Origin of the sequence: Pseudomonas sp. PDM04 (assembly GCF_014851765.1) — a bacterium.
GTDB lineage: Bacteria > Pseudomonadota > Gammaproteobacteria > Pseudomonadales > Pseudomonadaceae > Aquipseudomonas.
In genome coordinates this window covers 21,185-39,375 of record NZ_JACVAI010000007.1, presented here as the reverse complement: position 1 = coordinate 39,375, position 18,191 = coordinate 21,185, and the positions used below count along the sequence as shown (strand labels likewise).

The window sequence follows — 18,191 nt, the reverse complement described above, 5'->3', positions numbered from 1 at the left end:
TTCGCATCACGGGTCGGGAAGCCACCATGTTTTATCGAATCGCCGCCGACGGGCTGGTGCTGTTTCACCTGCTGTTCATCCTGTTCGTGCTGTTCGGCGGGTTGCTGGCCCTCAAATGGCGGCGCATGGTCCTGATGCACCTGCCGGCCGCCGCGTGGGGCGTGGCAGTGGAAATGTTGCACCTGGTCTGCCCGTTGACCCAGTGGGAAAACCTGATGCGCCACGCGGCCGGGCAGACCGGCTATGGCGGTGGTTTCATCGAGCATTACGTGTGGCCGGTGATCTACCCCGTCGGCTTGACCCCGACGATTCAGTTGGGCCTGGGCAGCCTGGTGCTGGCGATCAACCTGATGGTGTATGTCCGGCTGTTCCGGCGCTGGAGATCCGGGCGAGCCACCGTTGGTCGCCTCAGTGATTGAACCCCGGTCACCGATCAGCTAATTGGCGATGACGCTCATGTTCCGGCCACTGGCCTTGGCCACGTACAGCGCTTTGTCCGCCGCGTGGATCAGATCGTCCGGTTGGGCCTGGGACGCCGGATCGAAGGCCGCGACCCCGAGGCTGACGGTCACCACGCCATCGGCCCGGCCGCTGTGACAGATACCGGCCTGCAACACCGCGTGGCGAATGTTCTCCCCCAGCAGGAACGCCCCGACATAGTCGGTCCCGGGCAACACCACCGCGAACTCTTCGCCGCCGTACCGGGCCGCCAGGCCTCCGGGACACTCGATGTGCTGCGTAATGATGGCGCTGATACGCCGCAGGCACTCGTCGCCGGCGACATGGCCGTACTGGTCGTTGAACGGTTTGAAATGATCGACATCGATCATCAGTATCGCCAGGCCCGACTGAACGCGCCGGGCGCGGTCCATTTCCGCGTGGATGAACAGGTCGAACTGGCGCCGGTTGGACAGCCCCGTCAGCGCGTCTTCCAGGGCCAGCAGCTTCAAGCCGCGATTGACCTCGAGCAGCTTGTCCTGGGCGTCGAGCAAATCGTTCTGCACGCGGTTCTGGCGCTTCATCAGGCCGATCAGGCGATAACCCAACACCCCGATAAACCCCAGCAACACCGCAACGATTGCGGCGCTGAGCAGCGACACCTCGCGCCAGCCGGCCAGCACTTCGTCCTTGTTGAGTGCGGCAAAGACGATCAGCGGGTAGCCGTCGACCCGACGAAACCCCACGACCCGCTCGACGCCATCGACCATCGATTTGACGGTGGCGGTTCCGGCGTCGCCCGTCGGCAGCAACTGTTGGAACAACGGGCCTTTGGCAATGCTGGTGCCGACCTCCGATTCCTTGAAGGGCCGGCGAACCACGATTCTGGCGTCGTCGGTGATCAGGTTGATCACACCATTGCGGCCCATGTCGATGCTGTCGTACAGCGACAGGAAATGATCGAGGTAAATGGTGGCCAGGACCACACCGGCAAAACGGCCGTCGGCATGATTGATGCGGCGTGACACGGTCATGATCCATTCGCCACTGGAACGGCTCTTGATCGACGGACCGATGTGCGGTCCGCGGTCGGGGTGATCGCGGTGGAAGATGAAATACTCCCGGTCGGCGTTGTTGGCGTCCGGCATGACGGCGCCATTGGAATTGGCCACCCAGCGCCCGGTTTCGTCATAGACGAACAGGCCGTGCAACTGACGCAACTCACTTCGCTGGGCACTGAGCAGGCGCTCGAGGTGCGCCAGCCCCACGGCGTCCAGGGGTTCGTACTCGAGGCGTTCCACCAGCGAAAACAGCAGGGTGTCGGCCTGCTTGATCGTTGCCTGCGCCTGCGAGGCCAGGGTCTGCGCAAGGTTGGACATCGCCACTTCCTTGTCGCGCAGATGGTACTGGCGCGAGTTCCAGGCCTCCCAGATCACAATGGCGCTCATGGACAGGCACACCGCCACCAGCAAAATCACCACGGAACGCACCTTGAGCCTGGTCACGGCGGACCGGGTGGTCGGTGGCGTGCCACGACCGGCGTGTTCGATTCCTTCTTCGATGGACGGGGGGCCCATGACGCTCCTTTTTATTGTAATGAGTGGCGATTGGTCCTGATCGTGCTGACAAACGCTTACGGGGCGGGCTGTTTTAGCGCTTCCAGCCACGCCGGATTCAACTGCGTCTGCTGCGTGTCGAGGCCCAGCGCTTCCATCCGTGCCTTGTGCTGGTCCATCTCGCGTATCAGCTGGCTGTGATCACTGGAGTTGCCGTCGAGCTGGTGCATCTGCTCCAGCCCCAGATGATAGAAACGCAGCAGCTTCATGGCGCCCGGATCGTCCTTGGCCACCGCCGCCGTCACGTGGTGCATGACGTTGGTGACACTCATCAGGCTGCGTTTGAGCTGCCAGCCATAGACCGCCGGAGCCATCCAGGCCTGCTTCCAGAATGTGCCGCGCATCAGCGCCGCCATCAACAGCACGGCGACGAACACACCGCCAACATTGAAACGAAAGTTGTCGCCACCGGGTTCGCCGAATATCGCCACCGCCGCCGTCGACAGCACCATCGCCAGGGCGATGAAAAGCAGAGCGATGATGATCGTGCTGCGGCGGGTCTGGCGGCGATAGGTTTCCGGGTTTTGCGGCTGTATTTCGAACATCGCGACGGGCTTCCTCGAGGGCATGGACAAAAAGTCTGCGGGGCATTATCGCCTCTGCGAAGGATTTAGCTATGCTGGGGCTCCTTTTCATCTTTTCATCGTCAAAGGGCAACGTGGCGATACAACGCGGTTCGTGCCATCTTCTTGTGTGGATACATAGTTATTCGACTGCCAGGCGTCACCGGCGCATGACATCGATTTAAGGATTTTTGAATGGCCCAACGACAAGTAATCAATGCCTCGGTCAGTCCGAAAGGCAGCCTTGAAACCCTCTCCCAACGTGAAGTCCATCAACTGAGCGAAGCCGGATCCGGCAGCACCTACGCCCTCTTCCGCCAGTGCGCCCTGGCCATCCTCAACACCGGCGCCCATGTCGACAACGCCAAGACCATCCTCGAAGCCTACAAGGACTTCGAAATCCGCATTCACCAGCAGGACCGCGGCGTGCGCCTGGAACTGCTGAACGCCCCGGCCGATGCCTTCGTGGATGGCGAAATGATTGCGAGCACCCGGGAAATGCTCTTCAGCGCCCTGCGTGACATCGTCTACACCGAGAATGAACTGGACGCCCAGCGCATCGACCTCAGCTCCTCCCAGGGCATCAGCGACTACGTTTTCCACCTGCTGCGCAACGCCCGCACCCTGCGCCCCGGTGTCGAGCCGAAAATCGTGGTGTGCTGGGGTGGTCACTCGATCAACACCGAAGAATACAAGTACACCAAGAAGGTCGGGCATGAACTGGGCCTGCGCAGCCTCGACATCTGCACCGGTTGCGGCCCCGGCGTGATGAAAGGCCCGATGAAAGGCGCGACCATCGCCCATGCCAAGCAACGTATCCACGGCGGGCGCTACCTCGGCCTGACCGAGCCGGGGATCATTGCCGCCGAAGCGCCGAACCCGATCGTCAACGAACTGGTGATCCTGCCGGACATCGAAAAACGCCTGGAAGCCTTCGTGCGCGTGGGCCACGGCATCATCATCTTCCCCGGCGGCGCGGGCACGGCCGAAGAGTTCCTGTACCTGCTCGGCATCCTGATGCACCCGGACAACCAGGGCCTGCCGTTCCCGGTGATCCTCACCGGGCCAAAACATGCCGCACCGTACCTGGAACAACTGGACGCGTTCGTCGGCGCCACCCTGGGCGACGCGGCAAAACAACATTACGAAATCATCATCGACGACCCGGCGCAGGTCGCGCGGCAGATGACGGCCGGGCTCAAGGCGGTGAAACAGTTCCGTCGCGAGCGCAACGATGCGTTCCATTTCAACTGGCTGCTGAAGATCGACGAAGGCTTCCAGCGCCCGTTCGATCCGACCCACGAGAACATGGCCAACCTGAAACTGAGCCGCGACCTGCCTCCGCACGAACTGGCGGCCAACCTGCGCCGCGCGTTCTCGGGCATCGTCGCCGGCAACGTCAAGGACAACGGCATCCGCCTGATCGAAGAGCACGGCCCCTATCAGATTCGTGGCGACGCGCAGGTGATGCAGCCTCTGGACCAGTTGCTCAAGGCATTCGTGGCCCAGCACCGGATGAAACTGCCGGGCGGCGCGGCGTATGTGCCGTGTTATCGCGTGGTGGCTTAACCCCGCCGACAGCGCACCGTGGGAGCAAGCCCGCTCGTTCCCACGGTAGAGGGTGTCGGCGTGAGCTGCGCCATCAGCTGCCCTGATTGGCGCACTCGCCAAACTTGCTGTAGTCGAGCACTTTCTGCACACCGTTGGAATCGAGGTAGGTCATCCGCGCGTTGACGATCCCGCAGTGGCTGCCGCCCTGTTCGACCGTGGAAATCACCTTCTTTACGTCCAGCCGGGTGTCGGCGTGAGCGGAAACGGCAGCGACGTTAAGCAGGGCGAAAAAGCCGGCAGCAGCGAGTTTGGTCCAGTTCATGGTGGTGTCCTCAGGGTTTGGAGCGAGTCATCTCGCCCCTTGGGAATCTATTTAATCGACCCGAGGTATCTGCCCTGTGTCGTAAAACCGGGCTTTGTACACGCTAAGGTGTCACAGACGGCGCTGGATACACTTCGATACACTCACCGGGATGCGCAGCAAGCGAATAACAAGAGGCATGAGAGATGGAGCATGTGAACCACATCCTGATCGTCGACGATGATCGCGAGATTCGCGAGCTGGTCGGCAATTACCTGAAGAAGAACGGCCTGCGCACCACGGTGGTGGCGGACGGGCGGCAGATGCGCAGTTTTCTGGAAGCCAATCAGGTCGACCTGATCGTGCTCGACATCATGATGCCCGGTGACGACGGCCTGTTGCTGTGCCGCGAATTGCGCTCGGGCAAACACAAAGCCACGCCGATCCTGATGCTCACCGCGCGCAACGACGAAACCGACCGGATTCTCGGCCTGGAAATGGGCGCCGACGATTACCTGACCAAGCCTTTCGCCGCCCGCGAACTGCTGGCGCGAATCAACGCCGTGTTGCGCCGTACCCGGATGCTGCCGCCCAACCTGTTGATCACCGAAAGCGGGCGGATGCTCGGCTTCGGTCGCTGGCGCCTGGACACCACCGCCCGGCACCTGCTGGACGAAGACGACACCATGGTCGCCCTCAGCGGCGCCGAATATCGCTTGTTGCGGGTGTTTCTCGATCACCCGCAACGGGTGCTCAGCCGCGACCAGTTGCTGAACCTGACCCAGGGTCGCGACGCCGACCTGTTCGATCGCTCCATCGACCTGCTGGTCAGCCGCCTGCGCCAGCGCCTGATGGACGATTCCCGGGAATCGACCTACATCAAGACCGTGCGCAATGAAGGCTATGTGTTTTCCTACCCGGTGGAGATGCTGGGCGCCTGATCCGTGAAACGGCAGGAGCGAGTTTGCTCGCGAGGAACGCCCAGACACGGCGAGCATCCATTAGCCGGCGTTATCGTTGATGTTCTTCGCGAGCAAGCTCGCTCCTACAGATCAGTCACCGGTCAGGTGCCGAATCATTGTCTTCGATAACGACTATGCCTCAGGGTGTTTTCACATCGAAAAGCTCCAGCACTAGAGTGGACACATCTTCTCCCCACCCTTCTGGAGCAACATCATGAAAAGCATTATCGGTCTTGGTTTCGCCCTTTCGGTTCTCGGCGCGACTTCCGCCATCGCGGCGCCCCACGCCACTTCGCAAGTCGTCGCGGCAGCTGAAGTCAGCCAACCGGCCACGTTGAACGTGAACACCGTGAAAGTCGATTCGAAAGACAGCCAGGCAAGCAAGCTGTACGTGGCTGAAAACCGTCCCGAGTTCGGTTCGAAGTATCAGCGCTACTGAGTCACCGGCGTATGTCGCTTGAAAGAAAACCCCGCAGCGAGTCGATCCCTGCGGGGTTTTCCGTTCAAGGCCGGCCGGCCAGGCGAGCCGCCAGCGCCTTGGCCTGAAGCGCCACATCCGTTACCGCCGTACTCTCCCACCACATCCCACGCAATGGCGGGCCCATGGCGAACAGCCGACGGGCGACCTGGCCATTGGCATCGTGTACCGCGCCGTCCACCGCCGCCGCAATCCCCAACGCCAGCGGCCCGGGAGTTATCAGCCCGCGTGCCAGCAACTGCCGGGGCAGCGCCCGCGCCACCCGCCGCCAGTCGTATTCGATACCGCTGGAATTGATCAACGCCGCGCCACGCACGACCTCCGTTTCAGCCTCGCCACGGCGACGAATGCGAATGCCGACGTCCGACCCCGAAGCCGGCTCCAATCCCTTGAACGACGCGGCCTGAATGCGCAGCCGCCCTTCACCATGCAGGCGCGCCACCAGCTCGGCACTCAACGGCGGCGAGCGATGGTGATGGCTTTCCCACCACGGCCGCACGTGTCGCACGAACTGCCGACGCTGCACGTCCGTCGCCTGGTGCCATAAACGGCCGATGTGCACCCGCACGGTGTCGAGCGGCGCCTGCCAGTCGATGCCCTGGGCGATCGCCTGCCGACACTGCCGGCGCAGTTCGCGCAGCAGTTGGCGCGGTGTGCGAAGGCTGTGGTCCTGGGCAAGAAAATCCACCCAGGCCGGCGGTTGCCGGCGCACGTGCGGCAACAGGCCGTGCCGGGAAAACACCTCGATCGGCCCGCGATGACCGGCCTGCTCCAGCGACACCACGGCATCGACCATGGTCAGCCCGGAGCCGATGATCAGCACCGTGGCTTGCGGGTCCAGCTGACGCATTGCCGCCACGTCCCAGGGATCGAGCGCCGCGGCGTTCAAGCCGCTGGACTCGGTCTGCGGTGTACGCGCAGCGGGGAACATGCCCGTCGCCAGCACCGCATACGCGCCCTGCAATCGCTGGCCATCACTCAGGTGCAGGCGCACCGCGTCATCCAAAGACTCCAGGTCCACCACTTCGGCCCGCACATGCTCGACGGTCGAGCCCTGCAAGGCCCCCACCGCCTGCGCCTCGGCCAGGCGCTGCTGCACGTACAGGCCGAAGATCCCGCGGGGCGGAAACAGTTCGCTGACCGGTACGTGCTGTTCGTCGGACTCCGGCCAGCCGCCGGCGGCAATGTAGTCGGTCAGCCATTGGGTCAGGTCGTCGGCATTGTCCGGGTCGACGCTCATGCGGGCCGCGTTGCCGTTCAGGGTGTGGCCCAGTTCGACCGCGCTGTAGGCCTCGCCACGACCGAGTTCGGGTCGGGGCTCGATCACCAACAGCGAGCGCTTGCCGGGCAGGCGCAGCAACTGCGCCGCGAGCATCGCGCCGCTGAGGCCGCCGCCGATGATCAGAATGTCTGCGTGGCGGATGACGTCTGTCGCCTGTCCGCGTGGGATTTCAGTCATGGCGCTCTCTATGATCAGTGTTTACCCAGGTAAAAGTCATGCAGGTCGCCCCGCGCCAGCAACGCCTCGCTGCTGCCGGACAGCACCACCCGGCCGGTGTCGAGCACGTAGGCCTGCGACGCGTACTTGAGTGCCACGTTAATGTTTTGCTCGGCAATCAGGAAGCTCACCTGCGCCTCACGATTGAGCTGGGCGACGATCTCGAAGATCTCCTGGACGATGATAGGCGCCAAACCCATGGAGGGTTCATCGAGCAGTACCAAAGTAGGACGCGTCATCAGCGCCCGACCGATGGCGACCATCTGCTGCTCGCCGCCGGAGGTCAGCCCGGCCTGGGTCTTGCGCTTGGTCTTCAGGCGCGGGAACCAGGCGTAGATGCGCTCCAGGTCGCGGGCCAGGTCCTGACGGCTCAAGCCACGCACGAAACCGCCGCTGCGCAGGTTGTCTTCGACCGTCAGTTGGGGGAACACGTGCCGGCCTTCGAGCACATGCACCATGCCCTGGCGCACCCGCGCACTGGGGTCGACAGCCGCCGTGTCCTGGCCGAGAAACCGGATGGTTCCGCGACTGACCTGCGCCCGCTCGGCCCGTACCAGGCCGGAAATGGCCTTGAGCGTGGTGCTTTTTCCCGCGCCGTTGGCCCCCAGCAGGGCGACGATGCCGCCCTTGGGCACCGTCAGCGACACGCCGGCCACGGCCAGGATCGCGCCGTCGTAGATCACTTCGATATCGTCGACGTGCAGCAGCTCGTCGGCGGCAAGGTCGCTGGCAGTCTGGCCCATGGGTTATTCGTCTCCGTTGCAGGTGCGTGGCGTCAGGCCTTTTTCCTTGGCGAACGCGGCGGATTTTTCATCGATCAACGGCCGCAGCAGGGCACGATCGGCGGCGATCCAGTCGCTGATCAGCGTCCAGTTGGCGCCATCCCACTGCTGAACCCGCGCCGAACCGCCACCTTCGTGGTCCTTGCACGACAACTTGAGGTTCTGCATCAGGCCGAAGTAACCCATGTCCTTGAGGCGGGCGTCGTCGATGTTCAGGTGCTCCAGGCCCCAGCGCCCTTCTTCACCATTGAGCGGTCGCTTGCCGAACTTGCCCTGGGCGGTACGGATCGCTTCCACCGCCACCGCCGCGTTCACCAGCCCGGAGTTGTAGTAGACGCTGCCGAAGTTCTTCAGGTCCTTGAGGTCGCTCTTGCCCTTGTCGAGGATGGACTGCCTGAGGCGTTTGTGGATCTCGAAATCGGTCCCGGCCGGGTATGGCGTGAGCGCCAGATACCCCTTGGCGGCGGCACCGGCCGGCAACACGTCTTCGCTGGAGCTGGCCCAGATGTCGCCGACGATATGGTCCACCGGGAAGCCGAAACGCGCTGCGGTCTTGACCGCCACCGGCGTCGACACGCCCCAGGTGCGCAGGAACACCCAGTCCGGGTTGACCTGGCGAATCTGCCGCCATTGCGCCGACTGTTCGTTGCCCGGATCGGCCACCGGAATCTGGATGTTCTCGAAACCGTATTTTTCCGCCAGCAGCTTCAGCGGGCCGAGGGTTTCACGACCGTAGGCCGAGTCGTGGTAGACCGTGGCGATCTTCTTGCCCTTGAGCTTGTCGAAACCACCCTCGCGCTGGGCGATGTAGTTGATCAGGCTCGACGCCTCGCTGTAGAAGGTCAGCATCACCGGGAAGTTGTAGGGAAACACCGTGCCGTCGGTGGCCTCGGTGCGGCCATAGCCGAGGGTGATCAACGGGATCTTGTCGACCTCCGCGCGCTCGCTCAGGGCATAGGCCGCCGGTGCGCCGTTGGGTTGGTAGACCGCCACCGGCGCGCCATCCAGGCCTTTCTTGAAGCGCTCATAGCACTCGATGCCCTTCTCCGCCGTCCACTCGGTCTCGCATTCCTGCCAGACCAGCTTCACGCCGTTGATGCCGCCCTCCACCTCGTTGATGTAGTTCAGGTAATCGATCATCCCCGCCCACACCTGCACGCCGCTTGAGGCATAGGCGCCCACGCGGTAGGTGGCCAACGGGAAGAACTGCTGGTCCGGCGAAGCCTGGACCACCGGCACCGCACTGCTGAAAACCGCCAGCGTCAGGGCTGCGCCGAGCAAGGAACGTTTCAAGGTTGCACGCATGGTGTCTCTCTAATAGTGGGAGGGAGTGGAATGGATTCAGAAGCGCAGCGGCCAGTGGCCCAGCCGTTCGCGAAGATTGCCCAGCAGGCGGATCAGGCCTTCCGGCTCCTTGATCAGGAACAGGATGATCAGCGCGCCGAAGATGATTTTTTGCAGGTTCTGCAATTGCCCGGCATCCACCGCACCGCCGAAAAAGGCCTGGCCGGCGTGGCTGAGCAGGATCGGCAGCAGGCTGATGAACGCGGCGCCGACGAAGTTGCCGGCGATGCTGCCCATGCCACCGATAATGATGATGAACAGGATCTGGAACGAACGATTGATGTCGAAACTGCTGGCACTGGCCGTGCCCAGGTAGGCGAAGGCCCACAGTGCCCCGGCGATGCCCAGGTAGAACGAGCTGACCGCGAACGCCAGGTGCTTGTAGCGCACCACCGGAATGCCGATCACGGCAGCGGCGGTGTCCATGTCGCGGATCGCCATCCAGTTGCGACCGACCTGGCTTTTCACCAGGTTCAGCGCCACCCAGGTCAACAACAGCACGGTGCTCAGGGTCAGCAGATACCGGCCCAGCGGCGTGCTCAGGTCATGACCGAACAGCGCCAGTTTCGGCGCAGAAATGGTCCCGGACGAACCGTAGTTGTAAAACCAGGGAAACTTGACGAACAGCCACTCCAGGAAAAACTGCGCCGCCAGCGTGGTGACCATCAGGTAAAAGCCTTTGATCCGCGAGCTCGGCAGACCGAAGACGTAGCCCACCACGGCGCTGATCAGCCCGCCGCCGAGCAACGCCAGCGGCAGCCCGAGCTCCGGCAAGCGCAACAGAAAGCCATAGGTGGCGAACGCGCCGACCGCCATGAACCCGGCCGCGCCGACCGAAGTCTGGCCGGTGTAGCCGGTGAGCAGATTGAGGCCGAGGCCGGCCAGGGACAGCACCAGAAACGGGATCAGGATGGCGTTCAGCCAATAATCGTTGCCGGTCAGTGGCACGACCACGTAGGCCATCAGCAACAGCGCGATCAGTGCGAATGGAACGCGGCGCTGCACCAGCAAGGTCGGCGCGGTTTCACGGGTAAGGGAGATCGACATGGTTTCAGACTCGCTCGATGGCGCGCTCGCCGAACAGGCCGGCGGGACGGATGTACAGGAAGGCCAGGGCCAGGACGTAGGCGAACCACGGGGTGATGCCGCCACCGATCAACGGGCCGACGTACACCTCGGCGAGGTTCTCCGCCGCGCCGACGATCAACCCGCCGACAATCGCCCCGCCAATCGAGGTGAAGCCGCCGATGATCAACACTGGCAGGGCCTTGAGTACCACCAGCGACAGGGAAAACTGCACGCCCTGGCGCGCCCCCCAGAGCAGGCCCGCGACCAGGCCGACGATCCCGGCCACCGCCCAGACGATCTGCCAGATGCGGTTGAGGTTGATGCCGATCGACAACGCCGCCGTGGTGTCGTCCGCCACCGCCCGCAACGACACGCCAATGCGGGTCTTGTTGAACAGCAGTGCCAGCACCGTCACCAGAACGATGGCGGCTGCGGCGGCGATCAGGTCGAACTGGCTGACCATCATCGCGCCGATGAACACCGGCACGTCGTCGATGCCCAGGTCCAGCGCCCGCACTTGCGAGCCCATCAGGCCCTGGGCCAGCCCTTCGATGATGAACGACAGACCGAGCGTGGCCATGAACAGGGTGATCTGCGACCGATTGACCAGCGGCCGCAGCACCAGCCGCTCGATCAACAAGGCGCCGACGATCATCACCAGCACCGTCAGCAGCAGCGCCAGAATGAAGGGCACGCCCTGATCGTGCAGGCTGACGAAGGTTAGCGCGGCGAACAGCAACATCGCGCCCTGGGCAAAATTGAACACGCCGCTGGCCTTGTAGATCAGCACGAAGCCGATGGCGACCAGCGAGTACATGGTCCCGGCGAGCAAACCGCCGAGCAGGGTTTCGAAGAAGAACGTCATCAGTGCACCACTCCCAGATACGCGGCGATTACCTCAGGGTTGGCCTGCACTTCTGCGGGCGTGCCGTCGCCGACCTTGCGCCCGTAATCCAGCACGACCACGTGGTCGGACAGCCCCATCACGACACTCATGTCGTGCTCGATCAACACCACCGTGGTGCCGAGCTCGCGGTTGATGTCGGCGATGAAGCGGGCCATGTCCTGCTTCTCTTCGGCGTTCATCCCGGCCATCGGCTCATCCAGCAGCAACAGGCGCGGGCCGGCGATCAGGGCGCGGCCCAGCTCCACGCGTTTTTGCAGGCCGTAGGACAGATTGCCCACCGGCACATCGCGGTAGGCTTGCAGCTCGAGGAATTCGAGAATGCCCTGGGCCTGCTGGCGGAAATCCGCGGCCTCGCGACGGGCGCGCGGCAGGTTCAGGGCCTGTTCGAGGAAGCCGCTGCGCAGATGCCGCGACAGACCGGTCAGCAGGTTGTCGATCACGCTCATCTTCTTGAACAGCGCGTTGTTCTGGAACGTCCGACCAATGCCCCGGCGGGCGGCGCTCAACGGGTCGATACGGCGCAACGACTGCTGCTCGAAGACGATCGAGCCGGCATCGAATCGGTACACGCCGTTCAACACATTGAGCAGCGAACTCTTGCCCGCGCCGTTCGGCCCGATCAGCGCGCAGATCTCGCCACGACGCACGTCGAAGGACAGCTGGTTGATGGCTTTGACGCCTTTGAAGGACAGGGAGATGTCGCTGACTTGCAGAATGAAATCGGTCGAGCTCATGCGATGTCCCGTTTGAATTCGTTGAGTCGGTCGACATTGACCGGCGGCGTGCGTGGGGCTTGCCAGATGTCGTGCAGGTTCTGGAAACCGAGCAGGCGCCGGACGCGCTGCTTGATCAGGCGTTGCAGGCCTTTTTCCGGATGGGCGATGGCCCAGTCGCACAGACGCCGACGCCAGGTCCCGGGCGCGGCGAGGCGACTGTCGATCTCCTGCGCCAGCCGTTGCAGGCGCCCGGCTGACAGCAGCAGCCCCGAGGGGGCCACTTCGCGACGGTCGCGACTGGCACTGCCGGGGCTTTCCGGAAAGGCCAGGGATTGCCCGCTGCCCAACCATTGCTCCAGCAGCACGGTGAGGCCACCCTGCCATTGCGTGCCTTCCTCGCTCCACCACTGCGCGTCCGGGCGGCCCAGCCGCAGGCGCTGCGGCGGTTCGCCCGGGCCGAGCAAGCGGGCGAAGTCGAGCAGCGACTGGCCATGATTGAGCCACAACTGCCGTGTCTGCCGGCGCGGGACGAAAGCGTGGGTCGGCTGGCTGTGCCAAAGGATGGGGTGCAGGGCCTGGGCGTCGAGATCGTCGGCCACCGCCAGCACTTCACCGCCGGCCTGGTGCGCGGCCAGGGCCAGCAGCAACAGGTTGGGTTCGAAGGCGCCGCTGACGGCCAGTCGCGATTGCTCGCTGAACCCCTGCTGGCGCAAACCATCGGCCAGGCGCTCGACGTCGCGCAACACATCGATCCAGCGCCAGGCATACCACTGACCATGGCGCTTGTGACGCAACGCCGGCTGCAACGGGCTGACCTGCGCCCAATGCCGCAACTGCTCCAGCGCCTTGGGCACACTGACCCGCCATTGCGCGGTATCGGCAATCGGCGGTCGCTTGAGTTCGTGCACGCTCATGGATGACCTCCTGTTCATGGGCAAAAAGCGTGCGGTGGTCCGCTGGGCTGAAATCTGTCAAACACAGTCACGGGTGGGAGTGAACCTGATCGCGATGGCGGTCAGGCAGACACCACTTTCCTCTCCTGCTGGCGTAACCCCACCAGGCCCCGATACCCCGCCCCGGGATGCCCCTGTACCAACCGTGGGCCCTCGCCGAACAACTTCTCGCGCAAGGTGCCCGGTGCGTATTCGGTCTTGTACACCCCGCGCTTCTGCAACTCCGGCACCAGCAACTCCACGGCATCGATAAAGGTTTCGTGGGTCAGGGCATACGCCAGGTTGAAGCCGTCCACATCGGTCTCTTCGACCCATTCCTGCAGCAGGTCGGCAACGGTTTCCGGACTGCCGACGAACAGCGGGCCGAACCCGCCGATGCCGACCCAGTCGGCCAGTTCGTGGGGCGTCCAGACTTTGTTCGGGTCCGCCGTGGAGAACGCTTCCACCGCCGATTGAATGGCGTTGGTGTGCACGTGCTTGAGCGGTTCATCGGGCTTGAACTGGCTGAAGTCGATGCCGGTCCAGCCGGAAATCAGGGCCATGGCGCCTTCGTAGCTGACCCAACTTTTGTATTCCTCGAACTTGGCCTTGGCCTTGGCATCGGTTTCGCCCAGGATCACCGTCTGCAAGTTGAAAATCAGGATCTTCGACGGATCGCGCCCGGCCTCGGCGGCGCGGCGGCGGATGTCGGCCACGGTCTTCTTCAGCAGCACTTTCGACGGCGCCGCGACAAACACACACTCGGCGTGCTCGGCCGCGAACTGCTTGCCACGACTGGAGGCACCGGCCTGGTACAGCACCGGCGTGCGCTGCGGCGAGGGTTCACAAAGGTGAATGCCCGGCACCTGGAAGTGTTTGCCGACGTGGCGGATTTCATGGATCTTGCTCGGGTCACTGAAAATCCGGCGCTCGCGATCGCGCAGGATCGCGCCCTCCTCCCAGCTGCCCTCCCAGAGTTTGTAGCAAACCTCCAGGTACTCCTCGGCATAGTCGTAACGCGCATCGTGCTCGGTCTGGGCTTTCTGGCCGAGGTTCTTCGCGCCGCTTTCCAGGTATGAAGTGACGATGTTCCAGCCGGCACGGCCCTTGGTCAGGTGATCGAGGGTCGAGAGACGGCGGGCAAACGGATACGGGTGCTCGAACGACAGCGAGGCGGTCAGGCCAAAGCCCAAGTGCTCGGTAACCAACGCCATCGGCGGGATCAGTTGCAGCGGATCGTTGACCGGCACCTGGGCCGCCTGGCGGATCGCTGCGTCACCGTTGCCGTTGTAGACGTCATAAATGCCCAGCACGTCGGCGATGAACAGACCGTCGAACTTGCCGCGCTCGAGGATTTTCGCCAGGTCGGTCCAGTACTCCAGGTCCTTGTACTGCCACGAGCGATCCCGTGGGTGCGCCCACAAACCGGGTGACTGATGACCGACGCAGTTCATGTCGAAAGCGTTGAGACGAATTTCGCGGGCCATTAAACGGCTTCCTTTGCAGACGGGTGGACACTGGGGGGATGAATGCCGTTGAGACGGAAGTTGCCGATCAGGTGCAGCTTCCAGCGCAACGGATCGTGCAGTGAACCGGGCAAGGCCGTGCGGCGTCCGGTCAGTTCGAATTCGGCGTTGCTCGCCGTGGCCAGGGCTTCGGCGCTGGCCAGGTCGGACTCGGCAACGGCCACGCTGATTTCGGTGGCCTCCTCATGGCGGTCGAGCAAACCCTCGGCACGTTCGAGCAGCGCAGCGGCCACTTCAATGCGGATCTTCACGTCACCAAAACGGCTGATCACATAGGGATCTTTCGTGATGTTGGGCTGTTGACGGACAAACGCCAGGGTCGTTTCCAGCAGGTTGCGGGCGTGGTGCAGGTCATGCTGACTGCCGGCCAGCGATTGCACGACAGCGACAGGTTGGGTCAAGGCATTCATGGCGAGGCTCCTCAGTTCCAGGCGTGGCGCGCAGGCTTCACGCCGTTGAGCAGGTGGTTGCCGATCAAGTGGTATTTCCAGCGCGCCGGATCGTGCAGGGTGTGAGTCCGGGCATTGCGCCAGTGACGGTCGAGGTTGTACTTGCCCAGCACCGAGCGGGTGCCGGCCAGTTCGAACAGTTTGCTGCTGGCGAGCAAGGCGATTTCCGCAGACAGGACCTTGGCCTGGGCGACCACCACCGATGCGTGGGCCACCGTGTCTTCATTGGCGTCGAGCAGCGCGGCATCGATGGCCTGGCCGGCCTTGCGCAGGATCGCTTCGGTGCCGTGGACACGCCATTCCAGATCGCCAATCGCGGCGATGCTGAACGGGTCCTGCCAGCCATGGTCATGCCCGCTGTCGATCCAAGGGCGGGACTCACGGGCATAGCGCTTGGTGTCTTCCAGCGCGCCGACAGCGATGCCGGTGTCGACTGCGGCCTGGATGATTTGCGAGATCGGACCGTCCGCAGTCGGTTCATCGAAGGCCCTGTGGGCCGGGATCACCGCGCTGAGCGGCACCTTCACCGCGTTCAAGGTGACGCCGCCGCTGGCGGTGGTGCGTTGGCCGAAACCGTCCCAGCTGTCGATCACGCTCAGCCCCGGGTTGTCACGTTCGATGAATGCGATGAACGCCTGGTTCTGTTCGTTGACCGCCACCGCCGGAACGATGTGCGCGAACAGGGCACCGGTGCAGTAGAACTTCTCGCCGTCGATCTGCGCGGTGTCACCGTCGAAACGAATGCGGGTCTCGAAGGCCCCGGCGTTTTTGCTTTTCGACTCCGAGAAGGCGTTGCCGAAACGGTAACCCTGCAGCACCTTGGCGAAGTAGTAGCGCTTCTGCTCTTCACTGGCGGTCTGCAGCAGAATATCGAGCACGCCGAGGTGGTTCTGCGGGATCTGGCCCAGGGATGAGTCGGCGGCGGAGATGATCTTGATCACTTCGGCGACCGTCACATAAGACACGCCGGCGCCCCCGTAGGCCTTGGGCACGGTAATGCCCCAGAGGCCGCTGGCGGAAAACTCGTCGAGTTCGGCGACCGGCAGACGCCGTTCGCGATCACGCTCGCTGGCTTCGACGGCGAAGCGCGCGGCAAGCTTGTGCGCGACGGCAATCGCCTCGGCATCCGAGCGAATCACATGGGCGGTGCGAGGGGGTTGGGCAGAGGCTGTCATGGGCCGACTCCAGGTTCCGGTGAATGCACTAGAACGATTGCAGGAGTCATGCCTGAATTTATATGTGTTTTATTTCAATGACTTAAAGCATAAACCCGAGAAAAAACCGTCGTAGCAAACCAGCAAAGTGTCCATTCAATGTTGGCCAGCCAACAGTTAGATCACCACGTTTCTCACGAACCGCGCCGGCACGTCGCCTTCGTTGCGATAGGCGTGCGGCTGATTGCTGGCAAACATGTAGAACTCGCCGGCGGCGATCCGGTGCGGGGTGTCGCCCAGCATCAGGGTGAGGCAGCCTTCGAAGACATAGATCTGCTCGCTCCAGCCATCGGCGTCCGGTTGCGACGGGTAGATTTCCCCCGGTTGCAGGCACCACTCCCACTGCTCCACCTCGCGGGTCGCCGAAGCCTTGGAAAGCAATACCGCCTTGCTGCCGGGGACGGTCCCGGCCCAGGCCACTTCGTTGATCCGGCTGGGGTCGCGAGCATCCGGCGCCTGGATCAGGTCGCTGAACGCCACCTCCAGCGCTTCGGCCACACGGTCGAGGGTGGTCAGGCTGACGTTTTTCTCGCCGGCCTCGATGGCCACCAGCATGCGGCGGCTGACCCCGGACTTTTCCGCCAGCGCGGTCTGGCTCATGTCGGCGGCATGGCGCAGACGCCGGACGTTCAGACTGACGTGCTGGAGGACCGAAGCACGCTGCATGGAATCTTTGTGCACTATATTGCTCACTTGAGGGGACTGAGCAGTATACTGCCCAGCATTCGGCGCATTGTGCGTCGCCCTCAGGTAGCGTGCAAGATCATGACGTCGTTGAACACCTCCCCGGCTTCTCCTCGTATTCCACGGTTCAGCAAGGCCGAATGCGTGCTGGTGCTGATCACCATGGTCTGGGGCGGCACCTTCCTGCTGGTGCAGCACGCCATGACGGTGAGCGGCCCGATGTTCTTCGTCGGCCTGCGCTTTGCGGCGGCGGCGATGATCGTCTCGCTGTTTTCCTGGCGACACCTGCGTGACCTGACCCTGTTCGAACTCAGGGCGGGAGCCTTCATCGGCGTGGCGATCATGCTCGGCTACGGCTTGCAGACCGTGGGTTTGCAGACCATTCCCAGCAGCCAGTCAGCGTTCATTACCGCCCTGTATGTGCCTTTCGTGCCCCTGCTGCAATGGCTGGCGCTGGGCCGCCGTCCGGGGTTGATGCCAAGCATCGGCATCATGCTGGCGTTTACCGGGCTGATGCTGCTGTCGGGGCCGGCCGGTGCGTCGTTCCATTTCAGCCCGGGTGAAATCGCCACCCTGATCAGCGCCATCGCGATTGCCGCGGAGATCATCCTGATCAGCACCTACGCCGGCCAGGTCGATGTGCGCCGGGTGACCGTGGTGCAACTGGCGACCACCTCGGTGCTGGCCTTCCTGATGGTGGTGCCGACGAATGAAGCCATTCCCGACTTCTCCTGGTTCCTGTTGTGCACCGCCCTGGGCCTGGGCGCTGCGAGTGCGGCGATCCAGGTGGCGATGAACTGGGCGCAGAAGAGTGTTTCGCCGACACGGGCCACCTTGATTTATGCCGGTGAGCCGGTGTGGGCCGGGATCGTCGGGCGCATTGCCGGGGAACGCTTGCCGGCCATTGCGCTACTGGGTGCGGGGTTGATTGTCGCGGCGGTGATCGTCAGCGAGTTGAAGACCAGGGGTAAGGGTGCGGTGCCGGCGCAGGCGTTGGAGCGCGAGACCCAAGGGTGAACCGAAACCTCTGCGGTGGCTGGCCGACCGCTATCGCGAGCAGGCTCGCTCCCACAGGGAATCCCAATCCAGCGATGGGGCCCGCCACCCCTGACACGCCTTCCGAAACAATGTCAGACCGGCTTTTTCCGACTACCTTGTAGGA

The 18,191-nt window shown here is 63.4% G+C and carries 19 protein-coding genes; 5 read left to right on the top strand and 14 right to left on the bottom strand.

The window, feature by feature from the left end:
- The first annotated feature begins 26 nt into the window (after positions 1–26).
- Complete coding sequence (locus IB249_RS24660; protein ID WP_192308361.1) at positions 27–419, top strand: DUF2784 domain-containing protein; 393 nt, start codon at positions 27–29, stop codon at positions 417–419.
- Positions 420–437: 18 nt separating this feature from the next.
- Here the strand turns inward: IB249_RS24660 and IB249_RS24655 are convergent, their stop codons facing one another.
- Both IB249_RS24655 and IB249_RS24650 read right to left on the bottom strand, forming a co-directional pair.
- Complete coding sequence (locus IB249_RS24655; RefSeq protein ID WP_192308360.1) at positions 438–2,015, bottom strand: sensor domain-containing diguanylate cyclase; 1,578 nt, start codon at positions 2,013–2,015, stop codon at positions 438–440.
- A 56-nt stretch (positions 2,016–2,071) separates the two neighbouring features.
- The gene (locus IB249_RS24650; protein ID WP_192308359.1) at positions 2,072–2,599 is read right to left on the bottom strand and encodes a DUF3087 domain-containing protein; all 528 of its coding nucleotides are present in this window, start codon (positions 2,597–2,599) and stop codon (positions 2,072–2,074) included.
- 213 nt (positions 2,600–2,812) lie between these two features.
- On the opposite strand from IB249_RS24650, the gene ppnN reads away from it, so the two are divergent.
- Entirely contained in the window at positions 2,813–4,186 is a 1,374-nt protein-coding gene (ppnN, locus tag IB249_RS24645) for a nucleotide 5'-monophosphate nucleosidase PpnN (RefSeq protein WP_192308358.1), read from the top strand.
- A gap of 73 nt (positions 4,187–4,259) precedes the next feature.
- Here ppnN and IB249_RS24640 read toward each other — a convergent pair whose 3' ends face one another.
- Entirely contained in the window at positions 4,260–4,490 is a 231-nt protein-coding gene (locus IB249_RS24640) for a DUF2790 domain-containing protein (protein WP_192308357.1), read from the bottom strand.
- Positions 4,491–4,675: 185 nt separating this feature from the next.
- Between IB249_RS24640 and IB249_RS24635 the strand changes: the two genes are divergently transcribed.
- Together IB249_RS24635 and IB249_RS24630 are read left to right on the top strand one after the other, a co-directional pair.
- Complete coding sequence (locus tag IB249_RS24635; RefSeq protein ID WP_192308356.1) at positions 4,676–5,410, top strand: response regulator; 735 nt, start codon at positions 4,676–4,678, stop codon at positions 5,408–5,410.
- Positions 5,411–5,645: 235 nt separating this feature from the next.
- The gene (locus IB249_RS24630; protein WP_192308355.1) at positions 5,646–5,870 is read left to right on the top strand and encodes a hypothetical protein; all 225 of its coding nucleotides are present in this window, start codon (positions 5,646–5,648) and stop codon (positions 5,868–5,870) included.
- A 64-nt stretch (positions 5,871–5,934) separates the two neighbouring features.
- On the opposite strand, the gene IB249_RS24625 is transcribed toward IB249_RS24630, so the two are convergent.
- From IB249_RS24625 to IB249_RS24575, 11 genes are all read right to left on the bottom strand, one after another.
- Positions 5,935–7,368, bottom strand: a complete 1,434-nt coding sequence (locus IB249_RS24625; RefSeq protein ID WP_192308354.1) for an FAD/NAD(P)-binding protein — start codon at positions 7,366–7,368, stop codon at positions 5,935–5,937.
- A 14-nt stretch (positions 7,369–7,382) separates the two neighbouring features.
- A complete protein-coding gene (locus IB249_RS24620; protein WP_192308353.1) occupies positions 7,383–8,150 on the bottom strand; it encodes an ABC transporter ATP-binding protein in 768 nt (255 codons plus the stop codon).
- Positions 8,151–8,153: 3 nt separating this feature from the next.
- Positions 8,154–9,494: an ABC transporter substrate-binding protein gene (locus IB249_RS24615; protein ID WP_192308352.1), complete on the bottom strand. Its 1,341-nt coding sequence runs from the start codon at positions 9,492–9,494 to the stop codon at positions 8,154–8,156.
- A 36-nt stretch (positions 9,495–9,530) separates the two neighbouring features.
- On the bottom strand, positions 9,531–10,580 hold the full coding sequence (locus IB249_RS24610; RefSeq protein ID WP_192308351.1) for a branched-chain amino acid ABC transporter permease: 1,050 nt from the start codon (positions 10,578–10,580) through the stop codon (positions 9,531–9,533).
- A 4-nt stretch (positions 10,581–10,584) separates the two neighbouring features.
- Complete coding sequence (locus IB249_RS24605) at positions 10,585–11,466, bottom strand: branched-chain amino acid ABC transporter permease (protein WP_192308350.1); 882 nt, start codon at positions 11,464–11,466, stop codon at positions 10,585–10,587.
- Entirely contained in the window at positions 11,466–12,242 is a 777-nt protein-coding gene (locus IB249_RS24600) for an ABC transporter ATP-binding protein (protein ID WP_192308349.1), read from the bottom strand. The genes IB249_RS24605 and IB249_RS24600 overlap by 1 nt, the downstream gene beginning before the upstream one ends.
- Entirely contained in the window at positions 12,239–13,138 is a 900-nt protein-coding gene (locus IB249_RS24595) for an AMP-binding protein (protein WP_192308348.1), read from the bottom strand. Before IB249_RS24595 ends, IB249_RS24600 begins: the two co-directional genes overlap by 4 nt.
- Positions 13,139–13,239: 101 nt before the next feature.
- On the bottom strand, positions 13,240–14,643 hold the full coding sequence (locus IB249_RS24590; protein WP_192308347.1) for an LLM class flavin-dependent oxidoreductase: 1,404 nt from the start codon (positions 14,641–14,643) through the stop codon (positions 13,240–13,242).
- On the bottom strand, positions 14,643–15,092 hold the full coding sequence (locus tag IB249_RS24585) for an acyl-CoA dehydrogenase (protein ID WP_192308346.1): 450 nt from the start codon (positions 15,090–15,092) through the stop codon (positions 14,643–14,645). Before IB249_RS24585 ends, IB249_RS24590 begins: the two co-directional genes overlap by 1 nt.
- Before the next feature lie 11 nt (positions 15,093–15,103).
- On the bottom strand, positions 15,104–16,306 hold the full coding sequence (locus tag IB249_RS24580; protein WP_192308345.1) for an SfnB family sulfur acquisition oxidoreductase: 1,203 nt from the start codon (positions 16,304–16,306) through the stop codon (positions 15,104–15,106).
- Between the two features lie 156 nt (positions 16,307–16,462).
- Positions 16,463–17,026: a helix-turn-helix domain-containing protein gene (locus IB249_RS24575; RefSeq protein WP_192308344.1), complete on the bottom strand. Its 564-nt coding sequence runs from the start codon at positions 17,024–17,026 to the stop codon at positions 16,463–16,465.
- On the opposite strand from IB249_RS24575, the gene IB249_RS24570 reads away from it, so the two are divergent.
- On the top strand, positions 17,021–18,046 hold the full coding sequence (locus IB249_RS24570) for a DMT family transporter (RefSeq protein ID WP_192308343.1): 1,026 nt from the start codon (positions 17,021–17,023) through the stop codon (positions 18,044–18,046). The genes IB249_RS24575 and IB249_RS24570 overlap by 6 nt on opposite strands.
- The last annotated feature ends 145 nt before the right edge of the window (positions 18,047–18,191 follow it).

What these genes read in the sequence shown, in the direction of transcription:
- IB249_RS24615 (WP_192308352.1), bottom strand. Translation starts at nt 9,494, where the DNA reads ATGCGTGCAACCTTGAAACGTTCCTTGCTCGGCGCAGCCCTGACGCTG.
- ppnN (WP_192308358.1), top strand. Translation starts at nt 2,813, where the DNA reads ATGGCCCAACGACAAGTAATCAATGCCTCGGTCAGTCCGAAAGGCAGC.
- IB249_RS24660 (WP_192308361.1), top strand. Translation starts at nt 27, where the DNA reads ATGTTTTATCGAATCGCCGCCGACGGGCTGGTGCTGTTTCACCTGCTG.
- IB249_RS24655 (WP_192308360.1), bottom strand. Translation starts at nt 2,015, where the DNA reads ATGGGCCCCCCGTCCATCGAAGAAGGAATCGAACACGCCGGTCGTGGC.
- IB249_RS24620 (WP_192308353.1), bottom strand. Translation starts at nt 8,150, where the DNA reads ATGGGCCAGACTGCCAGCGACCTTGCCGCCGACGAGCTGCTGCACGTC.
- IB249_RS24610 (WP_192308351.1), bottom strand. Translation starts at nt 10,580, where the DNA reads ATGTCGATCTCCCTTACCCGTGAAACCGCGCCGACCTTGCTGGTGCAG.
- IB249_RS24630 (WP_192308355.1), top strand. Translation starts at nt 5,646, where the DNA reads ATGAAAAGCATTATCGGTCTTGGTTTCGCCCTTTCGGTTCTCGGCGCG.
- IB249_RS24605 (WP_192308350.1), bottom strand. Translation starts at nt 11,466, where the DNA reads ATGACGTTCTTCTTCGAAACCCTGCTCGGCGGTTTGCTCGCCGGGACC.
- IB249_RS24625 (WP_192308354.1), bottom strand. Translation starts at nt 7,368, where the DNA reads ATGACTGAAATCCCACGCGGACAGGCGACAGACGTCATCCGCCACGCA.
- IB249_RS24650 (WP_192308359.1), bottom strand. Translation starts at nt 2,599, where the DNA reads ATGTTCGAAATACAGCCGCAAAACCCGGAAACCTATCGCCGCCAGACC.
- IB249_RS24600 (WP_192308349.1), bottom strand. Translation starts at nt 12,242, where the DNA reads ATGAGCTCGACCGATTTCATTCTGCAAGTCAGCGACATCTCCCTGTCC.
- IB249_RS24635 (WP_192308356.1), top strand. Translation starts at nt 4,676, where the DNA reads ATGGAGCATGTGAACCACATCCTGATCGTCGACGATGATCGCGAGATT.
- IB249_RS24590 (WP_192308347.1), bottom strand. Translation starts at nt 14,643, where the DNA reads ATGGCCCGCGAAATTCGTCTCAACGCTTTCGACATGAACTGCGTCGGT.
- IB249_RS24585 (WP_192308346.1), bottom strand. Translation starts at nt 15,092, where the DNA reads ATGAATGCCTTGACCCAACCTGTCGCTGTCGTGCAATCGCTGGCCGGC.
- IB249_RS24580 (WP_192308345.1), bottom strand. Translation starts at nt 16,306, where the DNA reads ATGACAGCCTCTGCCCAACCCCCTCGCACCGCCCATGTGATTCGCTCG.
- IB249_RS24595 (WP_192308348.1), bottom strand. Translation starts at nt 13,138, where the DNA reads ATGAGCGTGCACGAACTCAAGCGACCGCCGATTGCCGATACCGCGCAA.
- IB249_RS24640 (WP_192308357.1), bottom strand. Translation starts at nt 4,490, where the DNA reads ATGAACTGGACCAAACTCGCTGCTGCCGGCTTTTTCGCCCTGCTTAAC.